The sequence below is a fragment of the Streptomyces sp. CB02366 genome (assembly GCF_001905905.1).
Taxonomy (GTDB): domain Bacteria; phylum Actinomycetota; class Actinomycetes; order Streptomycetales; family Streptomycetaceae; genus Streptomyces.
The window spans coordinates 519,525-543,835 of record NZ_LIVT01000004.1 but is presented as its reverse complement, the minus strand read 5'-3'; the positions used below and the strand labels follow the sequence as shown (position 1 = coordinate 543,835).

The following is a 24,311-nucleotide window of genomic DNA, read 5'->3' as shown; positions in this document are numbered from 1 at the left end:
TGAACCGACTGAGCGCCGAGGTTAGGGAAACCTCATCAGTACTTGCAACTTCAACATTCTGTCGAGTGGCTGAAAAGTGCCTCATTCTCAGGGGTGAGTGAACGCTCAAGAACCGCTTCGAGCTGGGCTCCCCGGGTGCCTGCTCTGGCCTGTACCAATGTCAGCGCAGCATTCCGGCCACGCAGTGTCAGGGTCATGAGCTGGTTGCCGAACCAGGGGCCGCCCGTCCTGCCCCAGGCCACCGGCGGCACGCCCGTACGGCCGTGGCGGCTCAGCGCCCGGCCGATCCACCGGCCCGTCCGGCTCCAGCCGAAACGGAAACCCGCCCGGATGGACCGGGGCGCCGAGTTGTGCACGGGGGAGCAGGTCAACTGGAGGACGCGGGCCGCCGGGGCCGCGCCGGGCGCGGTGCCGGAAGCGCTGCCGGACGTCGTTCCGGCGTCGGACCCGGTCTCGTGGCCACTGCCGGATACCCGGTCCGGTCGGGGTCTCGGCCACCGGGGTTCGGTGATGTAGGCGTGGTGCACGTCGCCCGAGAGGACGCACACCGTCGCCGGAGCGTCCGGGCCGCTCCCGGCCTCCCGCAGCAACTCCGTGAACCGGTCGAAGGATTCCGGGAAGGCGGCCCAGTGCTCCAGGTCGGCGGCGCGGCGCAGCTTCTCGCCCCAGCGCGCCCAGCGGGATCCGCGTACGCCCGCGCACAAAGCCGCGTTCCAGCGTTCCGCGTCATGGATGAGCGGAGGCAGCAGCCAGGGGAGAGAGCTGCCGATGAGCAGATGGTCATACGAAGCGCGGTCGCTCAGGACCGCTTCCCGCAGCCAGTCCGCCTCGTGGGGGTCGAGCATCGCCCGTCGCTCCTCGGCCAGGACGCGGGCCGCGCGGGTGTCGACCATCACCAGCCGTACTCGGCCGAAAACACGTCGGTAGCTCCACCGGGCACGGGTGGGGTCGGCGTCGGCGCCGGCGGCGAAGCGGCGCAGCGCCTCGGTGCCGTCCGGCGCGGCGGTGACCGCCGCGTAGACGGGGTCGGCGGCCAGTTCGGCGGGGGAGAGGTTGCCCAGGTGCTGGTGGACCCAGTAGGACATCAGGCCGCTGACGATCCGTTCGTGCCACCAGGGGGTGGCGCGCATGTCCCGCTGCCAGGCGGCGCTGGTGTTCCAGTCGTCGATCACGTCGTGGTCGTCGAAGATCATGCAGCTGGGGACCGTGGAGAGCAGCCAGCGGACCTTGGGGTCGCGCCACGATTCGTCGTAGAGGTAGGTGTACTCCTCGTAGTCCGCGATCTCCGCGCCCGGCGGCTCGTTCAGGTCGCGGCGGGCGGCCAGCCTGCGCCGGGTCGCGACGGAGGTCTCGTCCGCGTACACCTGGTCGCCCAGGAGCAGCAGGACGTCGGGCCGTCGCGCCCCCGGGTCCGCCGCGAGGCGGGCGGCGAGGGTCACCAGGGCGTCCGGCCCCACGGGGTCGTCCCCGTCGCCGGGGGCCGCCGCCCAGCGGCACGACCCGAACGAGATCCGGACGCCGTCCGGGTCGTCCGGGTCGGCCGGTGCCCCGCCGCCGTCCGGGCCCGCCGGTTCGCCTGTCGTCGGGCCGCCGTCCGGGCCCGCCGGACCGTCCGCCGCCGGGGGCCCGACGCTGCCGGCCGTCTGCTCGGCGGCGGGCGCGGGCCTCGTCGCGGGCGGCGTGGTGATGGTGCTCGGCGGGAGGCGGGAGTCCTCGGGCGGCCAGACGCGCCGGGAGCCGATCAGCACCTCGTACGCGGTGGTGGAGCCGGGTGTCAGCCCGGTCACCACCACCAGGGCGTAGTGGTGCCCCGCGACCGAGAAAGTGGGCGACGCCCCCGAGGCGCCGTCGGCGCACCGGACCTCCACGGTGCACGGACGGCTCGCCTCGACCCAGACGGTCGCGGTGGACCCGGACTCCCAGTCGACGTACCGCAGCAGTGGTCCCAGGCGCAGCCCGGCCATGTGTTGTCTCCTCGCGACGCCGTCACGGATGGGCTCCGTAACGTACAGAACGCGAGGAGAGGACGCACGGGCCCCGGCGGGTGCGGCGGCGGGCGGCATCCGGCGGCGGCGCGCGGCCCGCCCCCGAACGGCGGCCCGGTGTGCGCTGCACCGGGCCCGGCGGCCCGGGGTGCGCGGCCCCCCGAACGGCCGCCCGGGATGCGCGCCGGGCCTCACCCGGGCGCCGGCCTCAGCGGGGTGTCGGCCTCACCGACGTGTCGGTCAGCAGCCGTTCAGGGCCGACTGCAGCGCGCTCTTCTCGGCGGAGTCCACGCTCAGGTTGTAGTGCTTCTTGACGTGGACCCAGGCGCGGACGTAGGTGCACTTGTACGAGGAGCTCGGCGGCATCCACTCGGCCGGGTCCTTGTCGCCCTTGGCCTGGTTCACGTTGTCCGTGACCGCGATGAGCTGAGGGCGGGTCAGGTCGTTGGCGAACGACTGGCGCTGGGCGTTGGTCCAGCTGCTCGCGCCGGAGCGCCACGCCTCGGCCAGCGGGACCATGTGGTCGATGTCCACGTCGGAGGCGGCGCTCCAGGTCGCGCCGTCGTAGGGGGAGTACCAACGGCCGCTGACCGCCGCGCAGGAGGAGTCCTGCTGCACGTTGGTGCCGTCCCGCTTGAGGACGACCTCACGGGTGTTGCAGGCCCCTGACTGGGTGATCCAGTGCGGGAACTTGTCGCGGCTGTAGCCGCTGGACGAACCCTCCGCGCCCACGGGGAGCTGGCCGAGGTAGGTGCGCGCGGTCGCGGCGCTGACCGGGGTGGGCATCGCGGCCTGGGCGCTCGGGGCGGTGAACAGGGCCGAGGTGGCGGCGAGTGCGGCGGTGGCGGCGGCGACCGAGAGGCGACGCGCGTAGATTCCGGACATGCGAACTCCCTTGACGTGGGGGGTGCGTGGGCGGGCGATCGAACGAGCCCGCCCATGGTGGCGACGCCGGGTTTCCGTGGGGTGGGCGTCAGGTAACAGGGTGACGACATGTGCACGTCACATCAAGAGGTGTGCGAGGGGAGTGACGGGTCGCGTGGGCGCGCGAAACCGTCACCAGGGGCTCTTTCGGTGGATCTTGACGGGGCGTGGGGCGTGCGGCGTCCGGTTCGCGCGCCCCCGGTCGGGCCGGGCGGGCGTCCGCGCCTCGACCGCCCTGGCCCGTACGGTCCGCCCCGAGGGCGAGGAGGAGGTGTCCGCGGTCCTGTCGTGGCCGCGTACCGTTCCCGGCCTCCGTCACGCTCGGTGCCGTTCTCGCCGTCCTGCTGGTCCTCGCCGTCGCCGCCGTCGCCGCCCGGGCCTCGCTGGGGCGGTCGCGCGAGATCCCGGTCGGCGGGGCGCGGGCGACGGCCCAACTCGCCGCCGTTTCCCTGCTTATCGGCCGGGTGGTCCGCTCCCCGGCACCGTTCCCCGGGTTCGTGGCGCTGGTGTTCGGCGTGGCGGTGTGGACCGCCGGATCACCGGCAACCGCTCCCGGCCCCGGGCGGCCGTACCCATCGGCGCGGGGGGTGGAGGCGGGCCCGGTCCTCGGGCCGTTCGACCGGGACGCGCGGCTGGAGATCGTACGGCCTGCGGCGTCGGACGCGTTGCCGTCCGGCCCCGATCAGGCCCGGACGGCAGGCCCGGACGGACGGTCCGGCCACCCTGCCCGGCGCGTTCGTGGGCATGCCGCCGGGCGGCGCCTCACCCGTAAAGGCGGGCGCGGCGCAGCTGTTCGTCCTGGTGGCGCTGACGGCGGTCCAGGCGGTGGCCGTCGCCGCCGTCCTGGAACCGGTCGCCCGCGGGCTGCCGCATCGGGACTGAGTCCGCCGGGGCGGGCGCCCGGCTCGGCGGGGCCGGACGCACACGCGAGCCCCCGCCCCGGGGTGCGGTCCGGGACGGGGGCTCGCGGGTGGCGGCCGGGCGGGTCAGCGCTCGTCGACGTGCAGGCGGATCGTGCCGTCCCCGGCCGCCTCCACCCGTACCTGCGTCAGGTCCTCCACATGGACGTCGGGCGCGAGGGCCGCGGCGCGCGGGCCGACGCCCACGACGCGCATGCCCGCCGCCCGGCCCGCCGCGATGCCCGCCTCGGAGTCCTCGAAGACGATGCAGTCCGCCGCGTCGAAGCCCAGCTCCGCCGCGCCCTTGAGGAAGCCCTCGGGGTCCGGCTTGCTGGCGGACACCTGCTCGGCGGTGACGCGCACGGCGGGCATCGGCAGCGCGGCGGCGCCCATCCGGGCGTTCGCGAGCGCGGAGTCGGCGGAGGTCACCAGGGCGTGCGGCAGCCCGGCGATCGCGGCCATGAAGGCGGGCGCCCCGCCGATCGGTACGACGCCCTCGACCTCGGCGGTCTCCCGGGCGAGCATCACCCGGTTGTCCGCGTAGTTCTCCTCCATCGGCCGGTCCGGGAGCAGGACGGCCATCGTGGCGTACCCCTGACGGCCGTGCACCACCTTGAGCGCGGCCTCCGGGTCCAGCCCGTGCTCGACCGCCCAGCGCCGCCAGCAGCGCTCCACCACCGCGTCGGAGTTCACGAGGGTGCCGTCCATGTCCAGCAGGAGGGCGTGAGCGGTGAGGACGGTGGCCGGCATCGGCTGCTCCAGAACGCGTGGGAGGTGTGCGATCAAGCCCGGGTGCTCGCGGTGCGTCGCGGGGTGTGCGGGCGGTGAGGGGGGTGCGCGGGGCCGCGCGGGTGCCGCGCCTCGGTGTGAGGCGCCCCGGGCGGGAACAGAGCAACCCCCGCCCGCCGGTCAGGGAGTGCGGGCGGGAGCTACTTTGTTCCACCACGATACAAAAACCGGGGCCGGAACGCCAATCCCCCCGGCCCGAGACGAGCAGGCGGGGGGATCGGCGGACGGGCCGGACGCGCGGTTTCAGCGGTGGCCGGGCCGGTCTCCACTCGTCTGCGCCTCCAGCAGGCTCCTGGTGTGAGGCCCGTACACGCCTGTCGGGTCGCCCTGGACCCCCTGGTACGACTGGTAGAACGCCACGGAGTACGCCACGCGGTCGGTGTAGTGCCCATCGGAGGGGCCGGAGTAGAGCCACGCCCCGATCTGCCGGAGCCGGTTCTGCAACTCGACGACCTGAGGCCCCCGGTCGCCGGGCCGCAGCGTCGTGGCGGCGATCCCCGCCGGGGGCGGATCGGCCGTCGGGGTCGGAGCCGGGGCGCCGTCGCCCGGGCCCGGGGCGGGCGATTCGCCGGGCCCCGGCGACGCGGAGACGGGGGCGGAGGCGGTCGGCGTGGACTTCGGGGTCTTCGTCGCGGAGGCGGACGCGGACGGCGAGGCGGACGGCGTGGCCGAGGCGGACGGCGTCCGGGACGGGGCGGCCGAGGCGGACTGGGACGGGGACGGGGCGACCGACGCGGCCGGTTCGTCCTCGGCGTCCGGGACGCTCGTGGTGATCTCCGGCAGCGCCTCGTCCGTCCTGTCCTCGGAGCCGCCGAACAGGCCGCCGGCGAAGGCCGCCGTACCGACCACCACCGCGGCCACCGCCGCACCCGCCGCGACGGCCGTGAAGGGGCGCCTGCGGCGCGGCCGCACGGGATCGGGGCCGAGGCCGGAGGCGGGGGCCGCGCCCGCCGTACGCCTGCGGTCCTCGTCCGGCCCCGGGCGCACCGCACCGGCAGAGGCGGCCCCGTACACCTCGGAGGAGCCGTGAGCGTCGGGGGCCCCGGCGGGGGTGTACGCCCCGTACGGCCCGGGGGAGCCGTGGGCCCCGGAGGAATCGGGGGCCCCATAAGCCGCGGAGACTCCGTACGCCCCCGGGGTCTCGGAGGTGCCGTACGCCTCAGGGGTCTCGGAGGTGCCGTACGTCCCAGACGCCTCCGTGGCTCCGTACACCCCGGAGTCCTCGGAAGCCGGGCCGCCGTCCGTCAGCGTCACGTACGGGCGGATGCGCAGCGGGTCGAAGTCCTCGGCCGCCGCCATCTCCGCCGTACGGGCCGCGCGGTGGTCCTCGTGGGCCGTGCGCCGCTCGTCCGGCGTGAGCGGGCCCGGTCCCGCCCCGCAGCGGCACGGCATCCGGTGCTCCGTGCCGGGCTCCCCGGCCCTCTGTCTGCCGCACTCCGAGCATGCGTGTCCGGTCATCGTGGTCCCCTCCCTCGAACTGCCTGCGATTATGCAGCCCGCCCCGGGGAACCCCAACGGCCCGCCGGGGGTACGGCGGGGCGCGCTGCGGGACGCGATCCGTCTTCGGCAGGCCATAACAGGGTGAAACGTTCAGGATGGGGTGTAGCGGATCATCGCGTCCAGCGGATCGAGGAGACGACGCCCATGGCCCAGCAGCTGAGCCCGCCGCCTGCGGCCCCCGGTCAGGGCCAGTCCCGCCGGGGCGTCCTCGTGGCGATCGGAGCCCTGCTCCTCGGCATGCTGCTCGCGGCACTCGACCAGACGATCGTCTCCACCGCCCTCCCCACCATCGTCAGCGAGCTGGGCGGGCTCGACCACCTGTCCTGGGTGGTGACCGCCTACCTGCTGGCCGCCACCGCGGCGACCCCGCTCTGGGGCAAGCTCGGCGACCAGTACGGCCGCAAGAAGCTCTTCCAGACCGCGATCGTGATCTTCCTGATCGGCTCCGCGCTCTGCGGAGTCGCCCAGAACATGCCTCAGCTCATCGGCTTCCGGGCCCTCCAGGGGCTGGGCGGCGGCGGGCTCATGGTGCTGTCGATGGCGATCGTCGGCGACCTCGTCCCCCCGCGCGAACGCGGCAAGTACCAGGGCCTCTTCGGGGCGGTCTTCGGCGTGACGAGCGTCCTCGGCCCGCTCCTCGGCGGCTTCTTCACCCAGCACCTCAGCTGGCGCTGGGTGTTCTACGTCAACCTGCCGGTCGGCGTCGTCGCCCTCGTCGTCATCGCGGCCTTCCTGCGCATCCCCGTCCGCCGCGAGAAGCACGTCATCGACTACCTCGGCACCTTCCTCATCGCGGCCGTCGCGACCGGTCTGGTGCTCGTCGCCTCCCTCGGCGGTACGACATGGGCCTGGGACTCCCCGCAGATCATCGGGCTGGCCGTGCTCGCCGTCGTGCTGCTGGTGGCCTTCGTCGCCGTCGAACGCCGCGCGGCCGAACCCGTACTGCCGCTGAAACTGTTCCGGATCCGGACCTTCGGCCTGGTCGCCGTGATCAGCTTCGTCATCGGCTTCGCCATGTTCGGCGCGATGACCTACCTTCCGACCTTCCTCCAGGTGGTCCACGACATCACCCCCACGATGTCCGGCGTGCACATGCTGCCGATGGTGCTCGGCCTGCTGATCACCTCGACCGGCTCCGGCCAGATCGTCAGCCGGACCGGCCGCTGGAAAGTCTTCCCGGTCGTCGGCACCGCCCTCACCGCCGGCGGCCTCCTCCTGCTCCACCAGCTCGACGAGAACAGCTCGACCTGGCTGATGAGCGCCTACTTCTTCGTCTTCGGCGCCGGTCTCGGCCTCGTGATGCAGGTGCTCGTCCTGGTCGCCCAGAACTCCGTCGCCTACCAGGACCTGGGGGTCGCCACCTCCGGGGTGACCTTCTTCCGGTCCATCGGCGCCGCGTTCGGCGTGGCCGTCTTCGGGACCGTCTTCACCAACCGGCTGACCGGGCAGCTGACGGACGCGCTCGCCGGGCAACCGCTGCCGCCGGGCGTCGACGCGGGGCGGCTGGCCGCCGACCCCCGGGCCCTCGGGCAGCTCCCCGCGGACCTGCGGCCCTCCGTGCTGAGCGCGTACTCCACCTCCATCACCGACGTCTTCCTGTACGCGGCCCCGGTGGTCCTGCTGGCCTTCGTCCTCGCCTGGTTCCTCCGTGAGGACAAGCTCCGCGGCTCCGTGACCGCCCCCGACACCAGCCAGACCCTCGCCTCCAACCCCGTCCAGCGCTCCTCGTACGACGAGTGCGCCCGCGCCCTGTCGGTGCTCGCCAGCCGGGAGGGACGCCGTGAGATCTACGAGAAGGTCACCGCCCGGGCCGGGTACGACCTGCTGCCCGCCGCGAGCTGGCTGCTCCTGCGGATCAGACGGCACGGCATGGTCGAACCCTCCCGCCTCGCCGAGACCGCCCCCGTGCCGCTCCACGTCATCACCGACGCGGCCCGGCAGGTCGAGGAGCGGGGGCTGGCCCGCCGGGAGGGGCTGCAGATGGTCCTCACCGAGCCGGGGGGCGAGGCCGTCGTCCGGCTCTCCCAGGCCCGTGAGGACTCCCTCGCCGAACTCCTCGGCGACTGGTGGGGGCCCGAGCGGCCCACCGACCTGACGGCCCTCGTCAGGGAGCTGACCGCCGAGGTCAGCGGTTCGACCGCGGAACGCCCCCACTCCCCGGTGTCTCCCCGCGATCACGAGGCCCCTCCGCGCCATGCCGAACACGCGGAGCAGGCCGGGCGCGACCGCCCGGACGCCCCCTGACGCCCCCCGACGTCCTGACGCTCCCTGACGTCCTGACGCTCCTTGACGCCCGGCCGCCCCCCCCGACGCTTCCTGGCGCCCGGACGTCCCCTGACCCCACCGCCGAGAGCCCCGCCCCCCGGCCCCGTCCCGCGGGCCCTCCTCACAGCTCCTTCGCGAACCAGCGCTCCGCGTACGGGTTGCGGCGGTGGAACGCCGGAACCTCCCGGTAGCCGTGCTTCGCGTACAGGCCGCGCGCCTCGACCAGGTCGTGGCGGGTGTCCAGCCGCAGCAGCCGTACGCCGCACGCCCGCGCCGCCTCCTCCACCGCGGCCAGCAGCACACCGCCGCCGCCCGTGCCCCGGAACGCCGGGCGCACGTACACCCGGGTCAGCTCCGCCGTACCCGGCTCGACGGCCTCCGTCAGCACCAGCCCGGCGCAGCTCGCCGCCTCGCCCCCGTACCGGCCGACGACGAACCGGCCGGTCGGCGGAACCAGCAGGTCGGCCCCGTCGTCGTCGAGCCCCTCCGCGATCTCCTCGGCGGTCGCGGGCCGCTGCCAGTAACGGCTCGCGACCTCGTCGTAGTAGTCCCGGCGCAGGGCGCTCGCGTCGGGGGAGTCGAAACGTTCGGCGGTTACGGTCCACGTCATGTGCGGCATTCTCATCGCCGTACGGCCGAACCACGACGTCATTTATGTGTAGGGGGCAGTAATGAGTGATGTGTCCGTGACCGGAGCGATGCCGGCGGCATCCGCGACCGGGGCGATCCGCCACCTCGCCGAACGCTGGATACGGGAGGGCATGGCCGCCGGGGCGGACCGGGGCCCGAGCGGCGACCGGGCCCCGGGCTTCGTCTGCTCGCCCGCCGGACTGTGGCTCGCCCTGGCCGCCGTCGCCGCCGGCGCGCGCGGCGCGACCGCCGCCGAACTTCGGGCCCTTCTCGGCACCGCGGACCGGGAGGCCGCTCCGGTCGTCACGGCGGTGGCCCGTGAGCTGGCCCGGACCGGGGCGCTGGGCGTCGCCACCCGGGTCTTCAGCCGGGTACCCGTCTACCGCGCGTACCGGGAGGCCCTGCCGGACGTCTCCTTCGCCCCGATGGACCCGGCGGCCGTCGACGCCTGGGTGCGCGAGGCGACCGGCGGGCTGATCGAGCGACTGCCGTTGGAGATCACCGACGACATCCTGCTCGCCCTGGTCAACGTGCTCGCCCTCAAGGCCCGCTGGGAATCGCCGTTCGAGGGATGGCTGACCCGGGACCAGCCGTTCACCGACGCGTCCGGGAGGGCCGTCCAGGTGCCGACCATGGCCAAGTCCGTGCCGCTCTCCGACGCCTGGACGGTCGGCGGGGCGTACGTCGTCGAGCTGCGCTGCGCCCCGGAGGCGGGCGGCGCCCCCGGGGCCCGGGTCCGGTTCGTCCTGGGGGAGCCGGGGGCGGGGGCCGACCGGGTACTGCCCGCGGGCTGGACGTCCCGGGGCTCGGGCGTTCCGCTGGACGCCGACCGGGTGACCATCGGGCTGCCCCGGCTGGCGCTGCGGACGCGGGTGCCGGTCACCGGGCAGCTCGACGCCCTCGGGGTCCGGCTGGCCCTGACCGACCACGCGGACTTCTCCGGCCTCTCACCCGAACCCCTCCGCATCTCCGACGTCGTCCAGGAGGCCGTACTGAAGATCGCCGAGGAGGGGGTGGAGGCCGCGGCCGTGACGGTGGTCGCCATGCCCCGGGCGGGCTCCGCACCCCGCCCGGAGCGGGTGGAGCACATCGCCTTCGACCGGCCCTTCGGCATCGTGGTGCTGGCCGGAGCCGACGACGTGCCCCTGTTCACGGCGTGGCAGGCGGACGCCCCCGTGGGACCGGCCGCCTGAGCCCGGCAGACCGGCCCCCGCCCCGCGACCCCGCCCCCCGCCCCGGCCCTCGCGACCCCGCGCCGCGGGGGGCCGGGGAAAACCGGTCGGTCTTCCGGACGGGGTGCGGGGTGCGGGATGCGGGGTGACAGTCAGGCAAAGAGGGGGTTGATTGTGTCTACCTCATAGGGCAATGCGAGGCTTCATCCGGCATGGCCCCACTCGAAGGGGCGATGCATGGAACGGTGGGAGGGTCGGCGCAGCGTGGTGAATGCGGATCACAGTGTGCGCGGGGACGCGGCGGCGGACACGGGAGCGGCGGGGAGCGGGCCGGCCCGGGCCCTGCTCTGGCTGGTCGTGGCCGCGCTGGCGGTACGGCAGGTGGCGGCGGTGCTCCGGCAGCCACCGGGGGAACGGCTCCTCGATCTGGAGACCTGGATCGGGGAGGAGGGCGTCCTGCACGTGGCGGGTTCGCTGTACGACGGCGGCCGGTTCACCGGCACGCCCTTCGCCGGCCTCGTCCTCAAGCCCCTCACCGCGTCGGCCCAGCAGACCCTGGGGGTCGTCTGGACGTTCGGCTCCCTGCTGCTCGTCGTCGCCCTCGGCGTCGTCGCGGCCCGGGCGCTGCCCTCCCCGACGGGCCGCCGCACGGCCCTGCTCGCGGCCCCCGTCGCGATCAGCCTGTTCCTGCTGTCGCTGCCGGTCCGCAACACCCTGCACCTGGGCCAGACGAGCATCCTGCCCGTCCTGCTGGTGCTGCTGGCCTGGTTCGTCGTCCGGGAGCAGCGGGCGGCGGGCGTCCTCGTCGGGATCGCCGCCGCCTTCCAGCCGGTCCTGCTCCTCTTCGCCGTCCTCCTCCGGCTGACCGGCCGACGGCAGGCGTCGGTGGGCGCGGGGGTGACGTTCGCCCTGGCCACGGCCGCCGCGTGGGCCGCCGCGCCGAAGGACTCGTGGACGTACTGGGTGCACCACCTGGCGGGCGCCGGGCTGGGGGAGCGGCCGGACAGCCTGGCCAACCAGTCCCTGCACGGGGCGCTGCTCCGGCTCGGCCTCGAAGGCCCCCTGGAGATCGCCCTGTTCCTGGCGGTCGCCGCCGCCGTGACGGTCGTCGGGCTGCGGCGCGCGGTGCGGTACGCGCGGGACGGGCAGGTGCTCCTCGCGGTGGCCGTGACCGGCTGCGTCGTGGTCGCCGTCTCGCCGACCGCCTGGCAGCACCAGCTCCTGTGGGTGCTCCTCGCCGTCGTCGGCCGGGTCGGCAAACGGGCCTCCGACCGGCTGGTGTGGCCGTCCGTGGTGGTCCTGGCCGTCACCCTGCCGGGGACGATGCTGCTGCCGAACATCGAGCCGCTCATCCCGGTACGCGACAACGTGCTGCTGCTCGTGGCGCTCGGCGCGGCCTGCCTCGCCCCGTTCCTGCCCCGCACCTCGCCGTACTGGCAGCACCCGGTCCCCACGGACTACGCGAAACCCGTCCCGGCGCGCTGGAGACGGGTGCCGCTCCTGCCGTTCTGGCGCCGGGTCCTCACCCGCCCCAACCTGCTGCTGGAACTCCTGCTCATCCGGGTGGTCTACGACGCCTACGCCCAGGTCCGCCTCGCCGCCAGGGCGGGACGCCCGCTCGCCGAGGAGCACGGCCGCCAGATCCACGCCGTCGAGCAGTGGCTGCACATCGACATCGAGCACTGGGTCAACCACACGGTCGTCACGATCGACTGGCTGCGCGAGTTCTTCGACTACTACTACCTGACCTTCCACTTCATCGTCCCGCTGACGATCCTCGGCGTGCTCTACGCGCGCCGCCCCGCCGACTACCGCTGGGTCCGCTCCTCCATCGGCTTCGCCACGCTGCTCGCGCTCGTCGGCTTCTGGCTCTACCCCCTGGCCCCGCCCCGGCTCATGCCCGGCCTCGGGTTCATCGACACCGTCCACGGCGTGCAGGACTTCGCCAAGCCCGACTACGGGACGCTGACCACCGTCACCAACCAGTACGCGGCGATGCCGTCGCTGCACTTCGGCTGGTCGCTGTGGTGCGGGGTGGTCATCGTGATGCTGGCCCCGAAGCTGTGGATGAAGGCGCTCGGGCTGCTGCACCCGCTCTTCACGATNTCACGATCGTCGCGATCGTGGCCACCGCCAACCACTGGGTGCTCGACGCGGCGGGCGGCGCCCTCGTCGTCTCGCTGGGCTTCGGGCTGACGTACCTGCTGTCGGGCCCGCGGAGGCTGGTGACCGGTGAGGAGCGGACCGCCGAGGAGAAGGACGGGAGGCCAAAGGCGGCGGAACCCGCGGAAACGGAACCGGCGCGACCCGCCGTGCCGGCCGAGCCCTCCCTCGTACCGGAACGCGAACCGGTGGAGAAGCTCGCGGGCACGTAGCGGACGGCGAGCGGGGGAAGGGACGCCCGCAGGGCCGGAACGGCGCCCCCGCTCGGAGCGGGCGCCGCAGGCCGAAGGGGTGCCGGGACGGTGTCGACCGTCCCGGCACCCCTTCGGCGTGGATCGCCGCGTCCGTCCATCCTCCGCCCGCCCGGCCCTCGCCGCCAATCGGAGCCGGGCCGGATCGGTCGCGGTCGCCTCCCCTCGCCGCCGACGAGCGCCGGGGTGGAAGGACGGGCCGCCGCCCCGGAGCCGGGTGCTTACGCCTCGGACTTCCCGGCGGCCTCCGCCTCACCCCGCGCCCCGGGTCCCCCGGATGTCCCGGTCGCCGTCGGCGCCTCGGGCTCCCCGAACGTCGCACGCGCGTCGAAGGCGGCGCGGCGGGTGGCCCGGCGCAGCGCCCTCAGCAGCGCCGGGCCGACCGTGAGGGTCAGCACCGCCGACAGCAGCGCCCGCCCCAGGTCCCAGCCCAGCGAGGTCGCCGCGCAGTAGGCGAGGAACCGCACCAGGTTCTCGTGGAGCGGGTCGTCCCCGTTGAAGGAGATCCCCGATCCGAGACCCTGGAGGAGCGGCCAGCCCTGCAGGTTCATCACCGTGCCGTACGCGAACGCCGCCACGCACCCGTACGCCGCCAGCATCGCCGTCTCGGCCCGCCCGCGCAGCCGGTCCGCCCCCGGCAGCAGCCCCGCGCCCATGGTGAACCAGCCCATCGCCAGCATCTGGAACGGCATCCACGGCCCGACCCCGCCCGTCAGCAGCGCCGAGGCGAACATGGTCACCGAGCCGAGCACGAAACCGAACCCGGGCCCGAGGACCCGGCCGCTCAGCACCATCAGGAAGAACATCGGCTCCAGCCCCGCCGTGCCGGCCCCGAGCGGGCGCAACGCCGCCCCCACCGCCGCCAGCACGCCGAGCATCGCGACGGCCTTCGCGTCCATCCCGGACTCCGAGATCGTCGCCACGACCACCGCGACCAGCAGCGGCAGCAGCGCCGCGAACAGCCAGGGCGCGTCCTCCGCGTGCGCCAGCCCGGACCCGGTGTCCGCGAGCAGCGGCCACCCGAACGCGACCACGCCGACGGCCCCGATCAGCACCAGCACGGCCACCGACTTCGGCCCGAGCCGTACGGGGCGGGCCGCCCGCCCTCCTGCGCCCGTCGTCCCGTTCACGCTCCCGCCTCCAGCGCCGCGCGCACCTGGGGAACGGTCAGCCACTCCTGCGGGGCCAGGATCTTCGCCGTCTGCGGGGCGAAGGCAGGCGAGGAGACCACCACCTGCCCGGTCGGGCCGTCCGCGACGACCTCCCCGTCGGCGAGGATCACCACCCGGTGCGCCAACTCCGCCGCCAGCTCCACGTCGTGCGTCGCCAGGACGATCGCACGGCCCTCGGCGGCCAGCCCGCGCAGCACGCCGACGAGCCTGGCCTTCGCCGCGTAGTCCAGACCGCGCGTCGGCTCGTCCAGCAGCAACAGCGGCGGCCGGCCCGTCAGCACCAGCGCCAGGGCCAGGGCGAGCCGCTGGCCCTCCGAAAGGTCCCGCGGGTGGGTGTCGTCCGCGACCCCCGGCACCAGCTCCGACACCAGCGCCCGGCACGTGCCCTCCGCCGCCCCGGCGTCCCGGTCGGCGGCGGCGCACTCGGCGGCCACCGTGTCCGCGTACAGCAGATCGCGCGGCTCCTGCGGTACGAGGCCGACCCGGCGCACCATCGCCCGCGGGTCCGTCCGGGCGGGGGCCAGGCCGCCGACCAGCACGGTGCCCGCGGTGGGCTCGATCATCCCGACGAGGGCCCCGAGCAGCGTGGACTTGCCGGCCCCGTTGCGCCCCATCAGGGCCACCGTCTCGCCCGGCGCCACGGTGAGCGACACCCGCCGCAACGCCTCGACCCGCCCGCGCCGCACCCCGAGCCCCCTCACCCGGGTGACCGGATCGGCGGCGGACGGGACGGCGGACCCCTCGAAGGCGGGGGAGCCTTCCGTACGGTCCCGGCCCCGGCCCAGCAGCCGGGCGAACCGGCCCGGCCGCGCCCGCTCCCCGGCGGCCGGAACCGGCGGCCCCGGCTCCGGGGCCCGGGGGGCGACCGCGCGCACGGGCGCCGCCCCCGCCAGCCGCTCCCGCAGCCCCCCGGCGGCGCGCCGGGCGTCGCGTACCGACAGGGGCAGCGGTTCCCAGCCGGCCAGCAGGCCGAGCTCCGCCACCGGCGGCCGGACCGGCGACACCTTCATGATCGCGGCGGGCGGCCCCACCACCGGGGGAGCGCCCGGCGCGGGCAGCAGGACGACCTGGTCCGCGTACTGCACCACCCGCTCCAGCCGGTGCTCGGCCATGAACACGGTCGTGCCCAGGTCGTGGACCAGCCGCTGGAGCACCGCGAGGACCTCCTCGGCCGCCGCCGGGTCCAGCGCGGAGGTCGGTTCGTCGAGCACCAGCACCTTCGGGTGCGGGGTGAGCACCGAACCGATCGCCACCCGCTGCCGCTGACCGCCCGACAGGGTCGCGATGGGCCGGTCGCGCAGGTCGGCCAGGCCCAGCAGATCGAGCGTCTCCTCGACCCGGCGCCGCATCACGTCCGGGTCCAGGCCGAGCGACTCCATGCCGTACGCCAGCTCGTCCTCGACCGTGTCCGTGACGAAGTGCGCGAGCGGGTCCTGGCCGACCGTCCCGACCAGGTCGGCCAGCTCACGCGGCTTGTGCGTACGGGTGTCGCGGCCGCCCACCGTGACCCGGCCGGACAGCAGCCCGCCCGTGAAGTGCGGGACGAGCCCCGAGACCGTGCCCAGCAAAGTCGACTTGCCGACACCGGAGGGGCCGACGAGCAGCACGAGTTCGCCCTCGGGGACGGTGAGATCGACCCCGGACAGCGTGGGGCGCTCCGAGCCCTCGTAGCGCACGGAGACCCGTTCGAACGTGATCACGCCTGCTCCTTGCTGCGATGCGGTCCTTCGGCTGCCCGGGACGAGGGCGGTACGGGGGCGACCAGCGCGGGCAGCAGGCCGATCAGCACCGCCGCCGCGGGCCACAGCGGCAGCACCGGCGCGGTCAGCGGTACGACGCCGGGGCGCAGCGCCTCCGGATCGACCGCGCCCGCCCAGATCATCGCCGCCGCGACCGCCGCACCCGAGGACGCCACCAGCCGGGCCCGCGCCCCCCACCGGTCCGGCCGGTAGCGGGTCCGCACCGAGCGCCGCCCGCCGAGCCGCAGCCCGGCCGTCGCCGCGACCAGTCCGGCCAGCAGCAACGGCAGCCCGTACACCGCGCCCTCAGCGGCCAGCAGCCCGTACGTGCCGGCGCACACCCCGAGCATCCCGCCCAGCGTCAGCACGTTCGTGGTGTACCGGACGGCGGCCGGGACTTCGGCGGTACGCCCGTACCCGCGCGCGTCCATCGACGCGGCCAACGCCACCGACCGCTCCAGCGCGCCCTCCACCACCGGCAACCCGATCTGCGCCACCGCCCGCACGCCCCCGGTCGGCCGGCCCCGCAGCCGGCGCGCGTACCGCAGCCGGGCCACGTCGGCCACCATGTTCGGCGCGAACGTCATGGCGACCACCACGGCGACCCCCGCCTCGTACAGCGCACCGGGCAGCGACTTCAGCAACCGCGCCGGGTTGGCCAGCGCGTTGGCCGCGCCGACGCAGATCAGCAGGGTGGCCAGCTTCATCCCCTCGTACAGCGAGTGCGCCAACTGCTCGGCGGTGACCCGGCCCCCGATCCGCACGCCCTGCGCCCAGGCGGGCAGCGGCAGTTCGGGCAGCGTCAGCACGGTGTGCGTACCGGGGACGGACGAGCCGAGGAAGACGGAGAACAGCAGCCGCAGCGCCACGACGAACAGCCCGATCCTGACGAACGCCCCGTACGAGCGCGCCCACGGCGCGTCCGTGCGCCGCGCCGCCACCACATACCCGGCCACCCCCACCAGCAGCCCGAGCATCAGCGGGTTGGTCGTCCGGGACGCGGCGGTGGCCAGCCCCAGCGCCCACAGCCACCACGCCCCGGCGGGCAGCGCGTTGCCGCGGTCCGCCTCGGGGGCGTGCAGGGCGCGGCGCAGCAGCCGCGCCGGGGCGGAGGAGCCGGTCACCGGCGGCGGCGGGCCTGGACCACGGCGGCGACGCCCAGCAGCAGGATGGCGCCGAGGCCGACGAGGAGCCCGGCGGACGGACCGCCGCCGTCCGCCCCGCCGCCCTCGCCGGTCGTCTTCGCGGGGGAGGCCGCCTCCTCGGGGGAGGACGCCTCCGCTCTGCCGGCGTCGCCGGAGACCTGTTCGCCGCAGCCCGTCTTCGGGTAGCCGGAGATCGCGCAGAGCATGGCGCTGCCGTCGTACCGCAGCGGCTTCGCCACCGCCGCGAGCGCCTCCGCGCTGCTGGCGTCCGGCGCGACCTGCGCGCAGGCCGTGCGCGGGGCGGGCGGCTCCTCCCCGCCCGGGGCGTCCGCCGCCGTGCCCGGGTCGATCACCAGCGCCACCCGCTTGGCGCCGTCCTTCGCCGGGGTGCCCGCGCAGATCGCCCCGAAGTCCGGGGCGCGGCGCGGCTGGGCGGCCTCGCCCGAGTCCTCGCTCACGGCGAACCGGAAGCCCTGGACCGAGCCGTCGTCCGGGCGCAGGAGGGACGGCCCCTGGGTGGCGTACTCCCAGTTCTCGCCGTTGCCCGCCCAGAAGGACCAGTAGCGGTACCCGGCGGCCTCGGCGCTCCCCGCACCGCCGAGCAGGACGGCGCAGGCGGCGACGAGGACGGTCAGCAGGGCGACGAGCGGGGTCCGGGGCCGTACCGGGGCCGTGACGGCGATCGGCGGGAGGGTCCGGGACCTCACGGCTGCTGCTTCTTCCGGCGCATGCTGAGCAGGAAGCCGATGCCGGTGCCGACGAGCAGCCCGATGCCGATCAGCCACCCCAGGCCCAGCCCGCTGTCGTCGCTGCCGGTGCCGCTGGAGGGCTGGGGACCGGTCGGCGTGGGGGAGGGGAGGGCGGTGGCGGCCGGGGAGGGCCCCATCGCGTTGAGCTGCTTGACGAGGTCGACGCCGCCGAAGGCGCGGGCGTCCGCCCCGGTGGCGTGCGCCGCGAGGATCAGCTGCGCGGTGGCGGCCGGACCGCCCGCCTTCGACCAGCCGGTGGCGTACTTCTCCAGCCAGGCGACGGACGCCTCGGCCTTGTCCTTGTGCCCGGAGGCGGCGAGCGCGACGACCGCGTCGGCGGTGTTGCCGTAGTCGGGCTGCGGTGCGGTGTCCTCCGCGCCCGGCATCGGGGGCTGCTCCAGATACGGCTTCTTCCTCAGCGTGTCCGCGAGGAAGAACGCGCCGTTCTGGGCGCTCTGCTCGGGGCCCAGGTCGTCGCCCTTCGTGCAGACGGGGTCCTTGACCGCGTTGGACGTGCCGGAGGCGATGCCCTTGCCCATCAGGCCGAGCACGGAGGCCGCGGTGGCGTCGAGGTTGGCGGTCAGCTCGCCCTTCTTGCCCGGCTGGTAGGCGAACGCCCCGCCGTCCTCGTCCCCGCACGGGAGGGCCAGGGACTGGAGGGCGGTGTACGGGGTGTTGCCGTCGGGGGTGGTGACCTCGTTGATCGGGACGCCGGTCCGTGCCAGGGCGCCCACCACGATGGACGTCGAGTTCGCGTCGCTCGGGCTGCCGGGGTTGTAGCCCCAGCCGCCGTCCTCGTTCTGCACGGACTTGAGCCAGTCGGCCCCGTTGTTGGCGTCCTCGCGGTGCTGGTCGATCTCGACGAGGGCCTGGACGGCGACGGCGGTGGCGTTGGTGTCCATCACCGTCGAGGAGTCGCACGGCTGGGAGGCGTCCCGGTACGAGGTGAACGCGCCGCTGTCGCACTGCTGGCCCACCAGCCAGTCCACCGCCCGCGTCGACGGCGTGACGTACTCGATCTTCTGCGCGAGGAAGGCCAGCGACTGCCGCCACACCCCGTCGTAGGCGGGGTCGGTGGTGCCGTAGAGCCCGGCCGGCAGTTCCGCGGACGGGGAGGGGCTGGGTGCGGCGACCGCTGCGGGCGCGGCCGCGCCCAGGAGCACGGCGGTGGTCGCGAGCGCGGCTGCGCTGCGGCGTACGGTCATGGCTGGCTGGGCCTCTCCTGCGAGGGCCGGACTCCGCGGGCGCACGGGGGCGCCGGGCTCCGGCCCCGTATGCCTCGACGGTGCCGGCCACCGGGGTTCCGGTGGCCCGAGCCGGTCACGCTCCGCGGAGGGCGGTCCGGCTGCCGTCGGGCGGACGGGTCACGGCTGGGGCGCTCGGCCGGAGTGCCCCGGCTTCCCCCTGTACGGGCATGATGACGACCTGCCCACTCTACCGGTCCGTAGGGGAGGGGCCGGGGGGCCGCTCGGCGAGGGGCCCCGCCGGGGCCGCCGTCAGGCCGATGAGGCGGCAGGCCGTTTCGATGTCGCTCTCGACCTGGGCGATCGAGGCCCGGCCCGAGAGCCAGGCGATCAGGGCCGAGTGCCAGGTGTGCTCGATGACCCGGACCGCGGAGAGCTGGCCCGGGCCCGGGTGCTCCAGGCCCGCGGCGTCCAGGATGATCGCCGTCGTGAGCCGGGAGACCGTGTCCACCTCGGGGCTCACGCCGCGGTCCGCGAAGGTGAGGGCGCGGACCATGGCGTCCGCCAGGTGCGGTTCGCGTCGCAGGGCGCGGAAGGCGCGCATCAGGGCCTCGGCCACCCGCTGAGCCGCGTCGTCCCCGGCAGGGGGGCGTTTGCGGAGCGTGGTGCGCAGCTGCTGGAGCTGGTCCTGCAGGGTCGCGACCAGGAGGTGGATCTTGGAGGGGAAGTAGCGGTAGAGGGTGCCCAGCGCGACCCCGGCGGCCTCGGCCACCTCCCGCATCTGCACCGCCTCGAACCCGCCCCGGCCGGCCAGCTGCGCACAGGCGTGCAGGATGCGGCGGCGACGGGCCTTCTGGCGCTCGGTCAGCGCAGGCGCCGCCGGTCTGGCGTCCGCGGTCATGCCGCCCCCGATCCACGATCCATGGCTTGATCCACCCGGACGGGCGAAACGGGCCGGCCGGGCGCGCACAGCATGCCAGGGGCGTCCGCCGTGGCACGAATCACCTGATCCGGCCTCACCGCCGACGCTACCTGCCGGTAGATTCGATGCACGCCGAGCGATCGAGTACGAAGCTTGTTCCAGCAAGTTTGAAACTTGTTCTAGATTAGCGCGACCGGTTACGCTCCGGCGAACACGCAGTCAGAAGGGGGCCGAGTGTGACCGCTGAGGCCATAGAGACAGGCCCCCGCACGGGCGACGGCTCCACCGCCGGGACCGCCGACCGGCCGTTGCGCATCGCACTCCTCACCTACAAGGGCAACCCGTTCTGCGGCGGCCAGGGCGTGTACGTCCGCCACCTCAGCCGGGAACTGGCCCGCCTCGGCCACAGCGTCGAGGTGATCGGCGCGCAGCCCTACCCGGTGCTCGACGAGGGCGTCCCGCTCACCGAGCTGGCGAGCCTGGACCTCTACCGCCAGCCGGACCCGTTCCGTACGCCCAAGCGCGGCGAGTACCGGGACTGGATCGACCTCGCCGAGGTCGCCACCATGTGGACCGGCGGCTTCCCCGAACCCCTCACCTTCAGCCTGCGCGCCCGCCGCCACCTCCTGGCCCGGCGCGGCGCGTTCGACGTCGTCCACGACAACCAGACCCTCGGCTACGGGCTCCTCGGCGACCTCGGGGCCCCGCTCGTCACGACGATCCACCACCCCATAACCGTCGACCGCAGACTCGACCTGGCGGCCGCGCCCAGCCGCCGCCGACGCGCCTCCGTACGCCGCTGGTACGCCTTCACCCGCATGCAGAAGCGGGTCGCCCGCAAGCTGGACACCGTCCTCACCGTCTCCGGCTCCTCGCGCGACGAGATCGTCGAGGACCTCGGAGTGCGCGAGGACCGGATCAGCGTCGTCCACATCGGCGCCGACACCGACCTGTGGTCGCCCGACCCCTCCGTCGCCGAGGTGCCGGGGCGCATCGTCACCACCTCCAGCGCCGACGTCCCCCTCAAGGGCCTCGTCCACCTCGTCGACGCTCTCGCCAAGCTCCGCACCGGCAACCCCGACGCCCACCTCGTCGTCGTCGGCAAGCGTGCCGAGGGCGGGCCGGTCGCCCGCGCGATCGAGCGGCACGGGCTCACGGACGCCGTCCGGTTCGTCAAGGGGATCAGCGACGCCGAACTGGTCGACCTCGTACGCAGCGCCCAGGTCGCCTGCGTGCCCTCGCTGTACGAGGGTTTCTCGCTGCCCGCCGCCGAGGCCATGGCCACCGGCACCCCCCTCGTCGCCACCACCGGCGGCGCGATCCCCGAGGTCTCCGGCCGCGACGGGGAGACCTGCCTCGCCGTGGCCCCCGGCGACCCCGACGCGCTGGCGGGGGCGCTGGACCGGCTGCTGGAGAGCCCCGAACTGCGCGCCCGGCTCGGCGCCGCCGGGCGCGAACGGGTGCTGGCCAACTTCACCTGGGCCCGGGCGGCCGCCGGAACGGCCGAGCTGTACCGTCGGGCGATCGCCGCCCGCGGAGTCCGCAGGTGACCGAGGGCCTCCGGGCCCCCCGCCACCCGCGCACCGCCACCCGTACCTCCGACCTCGAAGGCAGGCCCTCGTGCTGACCGTCGACTTCACCCGCTTCCCGCTCGCCCCCGGCGACCGAGTGCTCGACCTGGGCTGCGGTGCCGGCCGGCACGCCTTCGAGTGCTACCGGCGCGGAGCCCGGGTCGTCGCCCTCGACCGCAACGCCGAGGAGATCCGCGAGGTCGCCACGTGGTTCGCGGCGATGAAGGAGGCCGGGGAGGCCCCCGAGGGCGCCACCGCCACCGCGATGGAGGGCGACGCCCTCAACCTGCCCTTCCCGGACGACTCCTTCGACGTCGTGATCATCTCCGAGGTCATGGAGCACATCCCGGACGACAAGGGCGTCCTCGCCGAGATGGTCCGGGTCCTCAAGCCGGGCGGCCGCATCGCCATCACCGTCCCGCGCTACGGCCCCGAGAAGGTCTGCTGGACCCTCTCCGACGCCTACCACGAGGTCGAGGGCGGCCACATCCGCATCTACAAGGCCGACCAGCTCCTCGCCCGCATCCGCGAGGCCGGCCTCAAGCCGTACGGCACCCACCACGCCCACGCCCTGCACTCGCCCTACTGGTGGCTCAAGTGCGCCTTCGGCGTGGACAACGACAAGGCGCTGCCGGTGCGGGCGTACCACAAGCTGCTGGTCTGGGACATCATGAAGAAGCCGCTCGCCACGCGGGTCGCCGAACAGCTCCTCAACCCGGTCGTCGGCAAGAGCTTCGTCGCCTACGCCACCAAGCCGCACCTTCCGAAGGCCGCGGCGTGAGCACCCCCGAACGGACCGAACACCTCGTCCTGCCGGGCGTCCTGACAGCGGATCAGGCGGCCGAGACGGTCGCGGCGCTCGCCGCCGTGCAGCGGGAGGACGGGGCGCTGCCCTGGTTCCGGGGGCACCACCTCGACCCGTGGGACCACACCGAGGCCGCCATGGCGCTGGACGCGGCCGGCGAGCACGAGGCCGCCGCCCGCGCCTACGCGTGGCTCGCCCGCCACCAGAACCCGGACGGCTCCTGGTACGCGGCCTACCACGACGGCGATCCGCACCGGCCCACGGACCGGAGCCAGGAGAGCAACTTCGTCGCCTACGTCGCCGTCGGCGTCTGGCACCACTATCTCGCCACCGGGGACGAGGCGTTCGTCGACCGGATGTGGCCCACGGTCTTCGCCGCCGTCGAGTTCGTGCTGCGGCTCCAGCAGCCCGGCGGCCAGATCGGCTGGAAGCGGGAGCCGGACGGCACGCCCGTGAACGACGCGCTGCTGACCGGCTCCTCCTCGATCCACCAGGCGCTGCGCTGTGCGCTGGCCATCGCCGAGCGGCGCGAGGAGCCGCAGCCCGACTGGGAGTTGGCGACCGGGGCGCTGGCCCACGCGATCCGCAGCCACCCCGAGCGCTTCCTCGACAAGGGCCGCTACTCGATGGACTGGTACTACCCGGTCCTCGGCGGCGCCGTCACCGGGGCCGAGGCCACCGCCCGTATCCAGGAGGGCTGGGACCGTTTCGTCGTTCCTGGCCTCGGGGTGCGCTGCGTGCTGCCCAACCCCTGGGTGACCGGCGGCGAGAGCTGCGAACTGGCCCTCGCCCTGTGGATGACGGGGGAGTCGGACCGGGCGCTGGAGATCCTCCAGTCGATCCAGCACCTGCGCGCCGAGGGCGGGTTGTACTGGACGGGGTACGTCTTCGAGGGCGACCGGGCTTTCTGGCCCGAGGAGTTGACCACCTGGACGGCGGGCTCGCTGCTGCTCGCGGTGGCCGCGCTCGGCGGGGACGAGGCGACCGCCGCGGTCTTCGGGGGCGAGCGGCTGCCGGTCGGCCTGGAGCCGGACTGCTGCCGCTGAAACCCGCCTGGAGCGGGCCCGGTTCACACCGAGCGGCGTAGCCCGCCGACCGAACCGGACCCGCCCCGGACGGGGCCGGTTCAGCCGCGGCGGAGGCGGCCCGCCACGGCGTGCCCGATGAAGAGGTAGACGGCGGCCGCGAGACCGTAACCGGCGACGACGTTCGCCCACGTCCGGTCGAACGTGAACAGGTCGTACGACCAGCCCGCCAGCGTGCGGGCCGCGTCGTGCACCCACTGCACGAAGTCGTTGCCCCGGTTGGCGTCCAGCAGGTACATCACGATCCAGAGGATGATGACGAAGGCCAGGATGTCGGCCACGACGGCGATGACACGCGCCGCTGAACTGCTTCCTGAACGGGTTCTGGGAGACATGGAACTCTGGTTGCCGCTTTACGCAGAGTGAAACCCGGGCGATCGTGGGGCGGTCGCGGCGGCGGCTCGGAGGCCTCGCCCCGTCGAGGCGGTCGCCCGGGGTGTTATCCGGATGATCGGCCCGGGGCCGCCGGATAAGGTGCGCCGCATGACGCTCCTCTCCTATGACCGCTACTGCGACGAGATCCTGGCCCAGACCGACGCCCTGCGCGCGGTGCTGACCGGCGCGGACCTCACCGCGACCGTACCCACCTGCCCCGACTGGACCCTGCGGGAGTTGGCCGTGCACGTCGGCGGCGCGCACCGCTGGGTGGGCGAGATCGTCCGCACCCGGGCGGTCGAGGACGTCCCCGAGGAGAAGGTGCCCGGCACCGCGGGGCCGGAGGACGACGACCCGGCCGCACTGGACGCCTGGCTGGCCGAGGGGGCGGCGGCCACCGTCGCCGCGCTGCGGGAGGCGGGCCCGGACGCCGAGGTGTGGGCCTGGGCCTGGGAGCGGCGGACGGCGTTCTGGGCGCGGCGCATGACGCACGAGACCGCGGTGCACCGGGCCGACGCGGCGCTCGCCGCCCGCGCTCCGTACACGGTGGCCCCCGAGGTGGCCGCCGACACCATCGAGGAGTGGCTGCGCATCGTCTCCTTCGCCCAGGAGAACGGCGACCCGGAGGCGGCCGAACTGCGGGGCGGCGGGCGCTCGTTGCACCTGCACGCCACCGATGCCCCCGGCGCGGAGTGGCTGATCGAGTTCGCCGACGACCGCTTCACCTGGCGGCGTGCGCACGAGAAGGCGACCGTCGCGCTGCGCGGGTCGCTCACCGACCTGATGCTCGTCTTCAACCGCCGTCTGGAGCCGACCGATTCGCGCGTGGAGGTGCTCGGAGACGCCGCGCTCCTGGACTTCTGGCTGGACCGCTCCTCCTTCGGCTGAGCCGGCCGCGGGAACCCGCCGCCCCGGGCGGCGGGTCCGGCCCGCCGCGACGCGCCGTCAGGCGAGGGCGCGCGCGGGGCGGACCGTACGACGACGGC

18 protein-coding genes and 3 pseudogenes are annotated in these 24,311 nt (G+C 74.7%); 9 read left to right on the top strand and 12 right to left on the bottom strand.

Annotation, left to right across the window (positions count from 1 at the left end; all coding sequences use genetic code 11):
* Positions 1-50: 50 nt before the first annotated feature.
* Entirely contained in the window at positions 51-1,964 is a 1,914-nt protein-coding gene (locus AMK24_RS16745; protein ID WP_073769534.1) for an alkaline phosphatase D family protein, read from the bottom strand.
* Between the two features lie 261 nt (positions 1,965-2,225).
* Positions 2,226-2,870 (bottom strand): HNH endonuclease family protein, encoded by a 645-nt coding sequence (locus AMK24_RS16740; protein WP_073769533.1) that lies wholly within the window; start codon positions 2,868-2,870, stop codon positions 2,226-2,228.
* A 380-nt stretch (positions 2,871-3,250) separates the two neighbouring features.
* Here AMK24_RS16740 and AMK24_RS16735 point away from each other — a divergent pair.
* A pseudogene (locus tag AMK24_RS16735) lies at positions 3,251-3,791 on the top strand (ABC transporter permease).
* A gap of 104 nt (positions 3,792-3,895) precedes the next feature.
* Here the strand turns inward: AMK24_RS16735 and AMK24_RS16730 are convergent.
* Both AMK24_RS16730 and AMK24_RS16725 read right to left on the bottom strand, forming a co-directional pair.
* Positions 3,896-4,558 (bottom strand): HAD-IA family hydrolase, encoded by a 663-nt coding sequence (locus tag AMK24_RS16730; protein ID WP_073769532.1) that lies wholly within the window; start codon positions 4,556-4,558, stop codon positions 3,896-3,898.
* A gap of 282 nt (positions 4,559-4,840) precedes the next feature.
* On the bottom strand, positions 4,841-6,055 hold the full coding sequence (locus AMK24_RS16725; protein ID WP_242435178.1) for a peptidoglycan-binding domain-containing protein: 1,215 nt from the start codon (positions 6,053-6,055) through the stop codon (positions 4,841-4,843).
* A gap of 186 nt (positions 6,056-6,241) precedes the next feature.
* On the opposite strand from AMK24_RS16725, the gene AMK24_RS16720 reads away from it, so the two are divergent.
* Positions 6,242-8,341, top strand: coding sequence for an MDR family MFS transporter (locus AMK24_RS16720; protein WP_073769530.1), 2,100 nt, complete (start codon positions 6,242-6,244; stop codon positions 8,339-8,341).
* A 142-nt stretch (positions 8,342-8,483) separates the two neighbouring features.
* On the opposite strand, the gene AMK24_RS16715 is transcribed toward AMK24_RS16720, so the two are convergent.
* Complete coding sequence (locus AMK24_RS16715; protein ID WP_073769529.1) at positions 8,484-8,972, bottom strand: GNAT family N-acetyltransferase; 489 nt, start codon at positions 8,970-8,972, stop codon at positions 8,484-8,486.
* A 61-nt stretch (positions 8,973-9,033) separates the two neighbouring features.
* On the opposite strand from AMK24_RS16715, the gene AMK24_RS16710 reads away from it, so the two are divergent.
* From AMK24_RS16710 to AMK24_RS34770, 3 genes and pseudogenes are all read left to right on the top strand, one after another.
* The gene (locus AMK24_RS16710) at positions 9,034-10,185 is read left to right on the top strand and encodes a serpin family protein (RefSeq protein ID WP_073769528.1); all 1,152 of its coding nucleotides are present in this window, start codon (positions 9,034-9,036) and stop codon (positions 10,183-10,185) included.
* Between the two features lie 216 nt (positions 10,186-10,401).
* Positions 10,402-12,269: pseudogene (locus AMK24_RS16705) on the top strand (bifunctional glycosyltransferase 87/phosphatase PAP2 family protein); the annotation flags it as partial.
* A gap of 1 nt (position 12,270) precedes the next feature.
* Positions 12,271-12,539 (top strand): annotated as a pseudogene (locus AMK24_RS34770) (hypothetical protein); the annotation flags it as partial.
* Positions 12,540-12,799: 260 nt separating this feature from the next.
* On the opposite strand, the gene AMK24_RS16700 reads toward AMK24_RS34770, so the two are convergent.
* The 6 genes from AMK24_RS16700 to AMK24_RS16675 form a co-directional block, all read right to left on the bottom strand.
* The gene (locus AMK24_RS16700; RefSeq protein WP_073769527.1) at positions 12,800-13,708 is read right to left on the bottom strand and encodes an ECF transporter S component; all 909 of its coding nucleotides are present in this window, start codon (positions 13,706-13,708) and stop codon (positions 12,800-12,802) included.
* Positions 13,705-15,450 (bottom strand): ABC transporter ATP-binding protein, encoded by a 1,746-nt coding sequence (locus AMK24_RS16695; RefSeq protein ID WP_073769526.1) that lies wholly within the window; start codon positions 15,448-15,450, stop codon positions 13,705-13,707. The genes AMK24_RS16700 and AMK24_RS16695 overlap by 4 nt, the downstream gene beginning before the upstream one ends.
* The gene (locus AMK24_RS16690) at positions 15,447-16,613 is read right to left on the bottom strand and encodes a cobalt ABC transporter permease (RefSeq protein WP_073769525.1); all 1,167 of its coding nucleotides are present in this window, start codon (positions 16,611-16,613) and stop codon (positions 15,447-15,449) included. Before AMK24_RS16690 ends, AMK24_RS16695 begins: the two co-directional genes overlap by 4 nt.
* On the bottom strand, positions 16,610-17,341 hold the full coding sequence (locus tag AMK24_RS16685) for an SCO2322 family protein (RefSeq protein WP_073769524.1): 732 nt from the start codon (positions 17,339-17,341) through the stop codon (positions 16,610-16,612). Before AMK24_RS16685 ends, AMK24_RS16690 begins: the two co-directional genes overlap by 4 nt.
* Positions 17,338-18,588, bottom strand: a complete 1,251-nt coding sequence (locus tag AMK24_RS16680) for a prenyltransferase/squalene oxidase repeat-containing protein (protein ID WP_073769523.1) — start codon at positions 18,586-18,588, stop codon at positions 17,338-17,340. Before AMK24_RS16680 ends, AMK24_RS16685 begins: the two co-directional genes overlap by 4 nt.
* Before the next feature lie 229 nt (positions 18,589-18,817).
* Positions 18,818-19,468: a TetR family transcriptional regulator gene (locus AMK24_RS16675; protein ID WP_073769522.1), complete on the bottom strand. Its 651-nt coding sequence runs from the start codon at positions 19,466-19,468 to the stop codon at positions 18,818-18,820.
* Between the two features lie 257 nt (positions 19,469-19,725).
* Between AMK24_RS16675 and AMK24_RS16670 the strand changes: the two genes are divergently transcribed.
* From AMK24_RS16670 to AMK24_RS16660, 3 genes are all read left to right on the top strand, one after another.
* The gene (locus AMK24_RS16670; RefSeq protein WP_073769521.1) at positions 19,726-21,039 is read left to right on the top strand and encodes a glycosyltransferase family 4 protein; all 1,314 of its coding nucleotides are present in this window, start codon (positions 19,726-19,728) and stop codon (positions 21,037-21,039) included.
* 70 nt (positions 21,040-21,109) lie between these two features.
* Entirely contained in the window at positions 21,110-21,841 is a 732-nt protein-coding gene (locus AMK24_RS16665) for a class I SAM-dependent methyltransferase (protein WP_073769520.1), read from the top strand.
* Positions 21,838-22,911: a prenyltransferase gene (locus tag AMK24_RS16660; RefSeq protein WP_073769519.1), complete on the top strand. Its 1,074-nt coding sequence runs from the start codon at positions 21,838-21,840 to the stop codon at positions 22,909-22,911. The genes AMK24_RS16665 and AMK24_RS16660 overlap by 4 nt, the downstream gene beginning before the upstream one ends.
* A gap of 80 nt (positions 22,912-22,991) precedes the next feature.
* Here the strand turns inward: AMK24_RS16660 and AMK24_RS16655 are convergent, their stop codons facing one another.
* Positions 22,992-23,285 (bottom strand): hypothetical protein, encoded by a 294-nt coding sequence (locus AMK24_RS16655; protein WP_073769518.1) that lies wholly within the window; start codon positions 23,283-23,285, stop codon positions 22,992-22,994.
* A gap of 148 nt (positions 23,286-23,433) precedes the next feature.
* Between AMK24_RS16655 and AMK24_RS16650 the strand changes: the two genes are divergently transcribed.
* Positions 23,434-24,213 (top strand): maleylpyruvate isomerase family mycothiol-dependent enzyme, encoded by a 780-nt coding sequence (locus tag AMK24_RS16650; protein ID WP_073769517.1) that lies wholly within the window; start codon positions 23,434-23,436, stop codon positions 24,211-24,213.
* Positions 24,214-24,311: the final 98 nt, after the last annotated feature.

Bases quoted from the DNA above. Each gene is read 5' to 3' on its own strand.
- AMK24_RS16680 (WP_073769523.1), bottom strand. From the start codon at position 18,588: ATGACCGTACGCCGCAGCGCAGCCGCGCTCGCGACCACCGCCGTGCTC.
- AMK24_RS16745 (WP_073769534.1), bottom strand. From the start codon at position 1,964: ATGGCCGGGCTGCGCCTGGGACCACTGCTGCGGTACGTCGACTGGGAG.
- AMK24_RS16720 (WP_073769530.1), top strand. From the start codon at position 6,242: ATGGCCCAGCAGCTGAGCCCGCCGCCTGCGGCCCCCGGTCAGGGCCAG.
- AMK24_RS16715 (WP_073769529.1), bottom strand. From the start codon at position 8,972: ATGACGTGGACCGTAACCGCCGAACGTTTCGACTCCCCCGACGCGAGC.
- AMK24_RS16730 (WP_073769532.1), bottom strand. From the start codon at position 4,558: ATGCCGGCCACCGTCCTCACCGCTCACGCCCTCCTGCTGGACATGGAC.
- AMK24_RS16710 (WP_073769528.1), top strand. From the start codon at position 9,034: ATGAGTGATGTGTCCGTGACCGGAGCGATGCCGGCGGCATCCGCGACC.
- AMK24_RS16655 (WP_073769518.1), bottom strand. From the start codon at position 23,285: ATGTCTCCCAGAACCCGTTCAGGAAGCAGTTCAGCGGCGCGTGTCATC.
- AMK24_RS16650 (WP_073769517.1), top strand. From the start codon at position 23,434: ATGACGCTCCTCTCCTATGACCGCTACTGCGACGAGATCCTGGCCCAG.
- AMK24_RS16740 (WP_073769533.1), bottom strand. From the start codon at position 2,870: ATGTCCGGAATCTACGCGCGTCGCCTCTCGGTCGCCGCCGCCACCGCC.
- AMK24_RS16725 (WP_242435178.1), bottom strand. From the start codon at position 6,055: ATGACCGGACACGCATGCTCGGAGTGCGGCAGACAGAGGGCCGGGGAG.
- AMK24_RS16675 (WP_073769522.1), bottom strand. From the start codon at position 19,468: ATGACCGCGGACGCCAGACCGGCGGCGCCTGCGCTGACCGAGCGCCAG.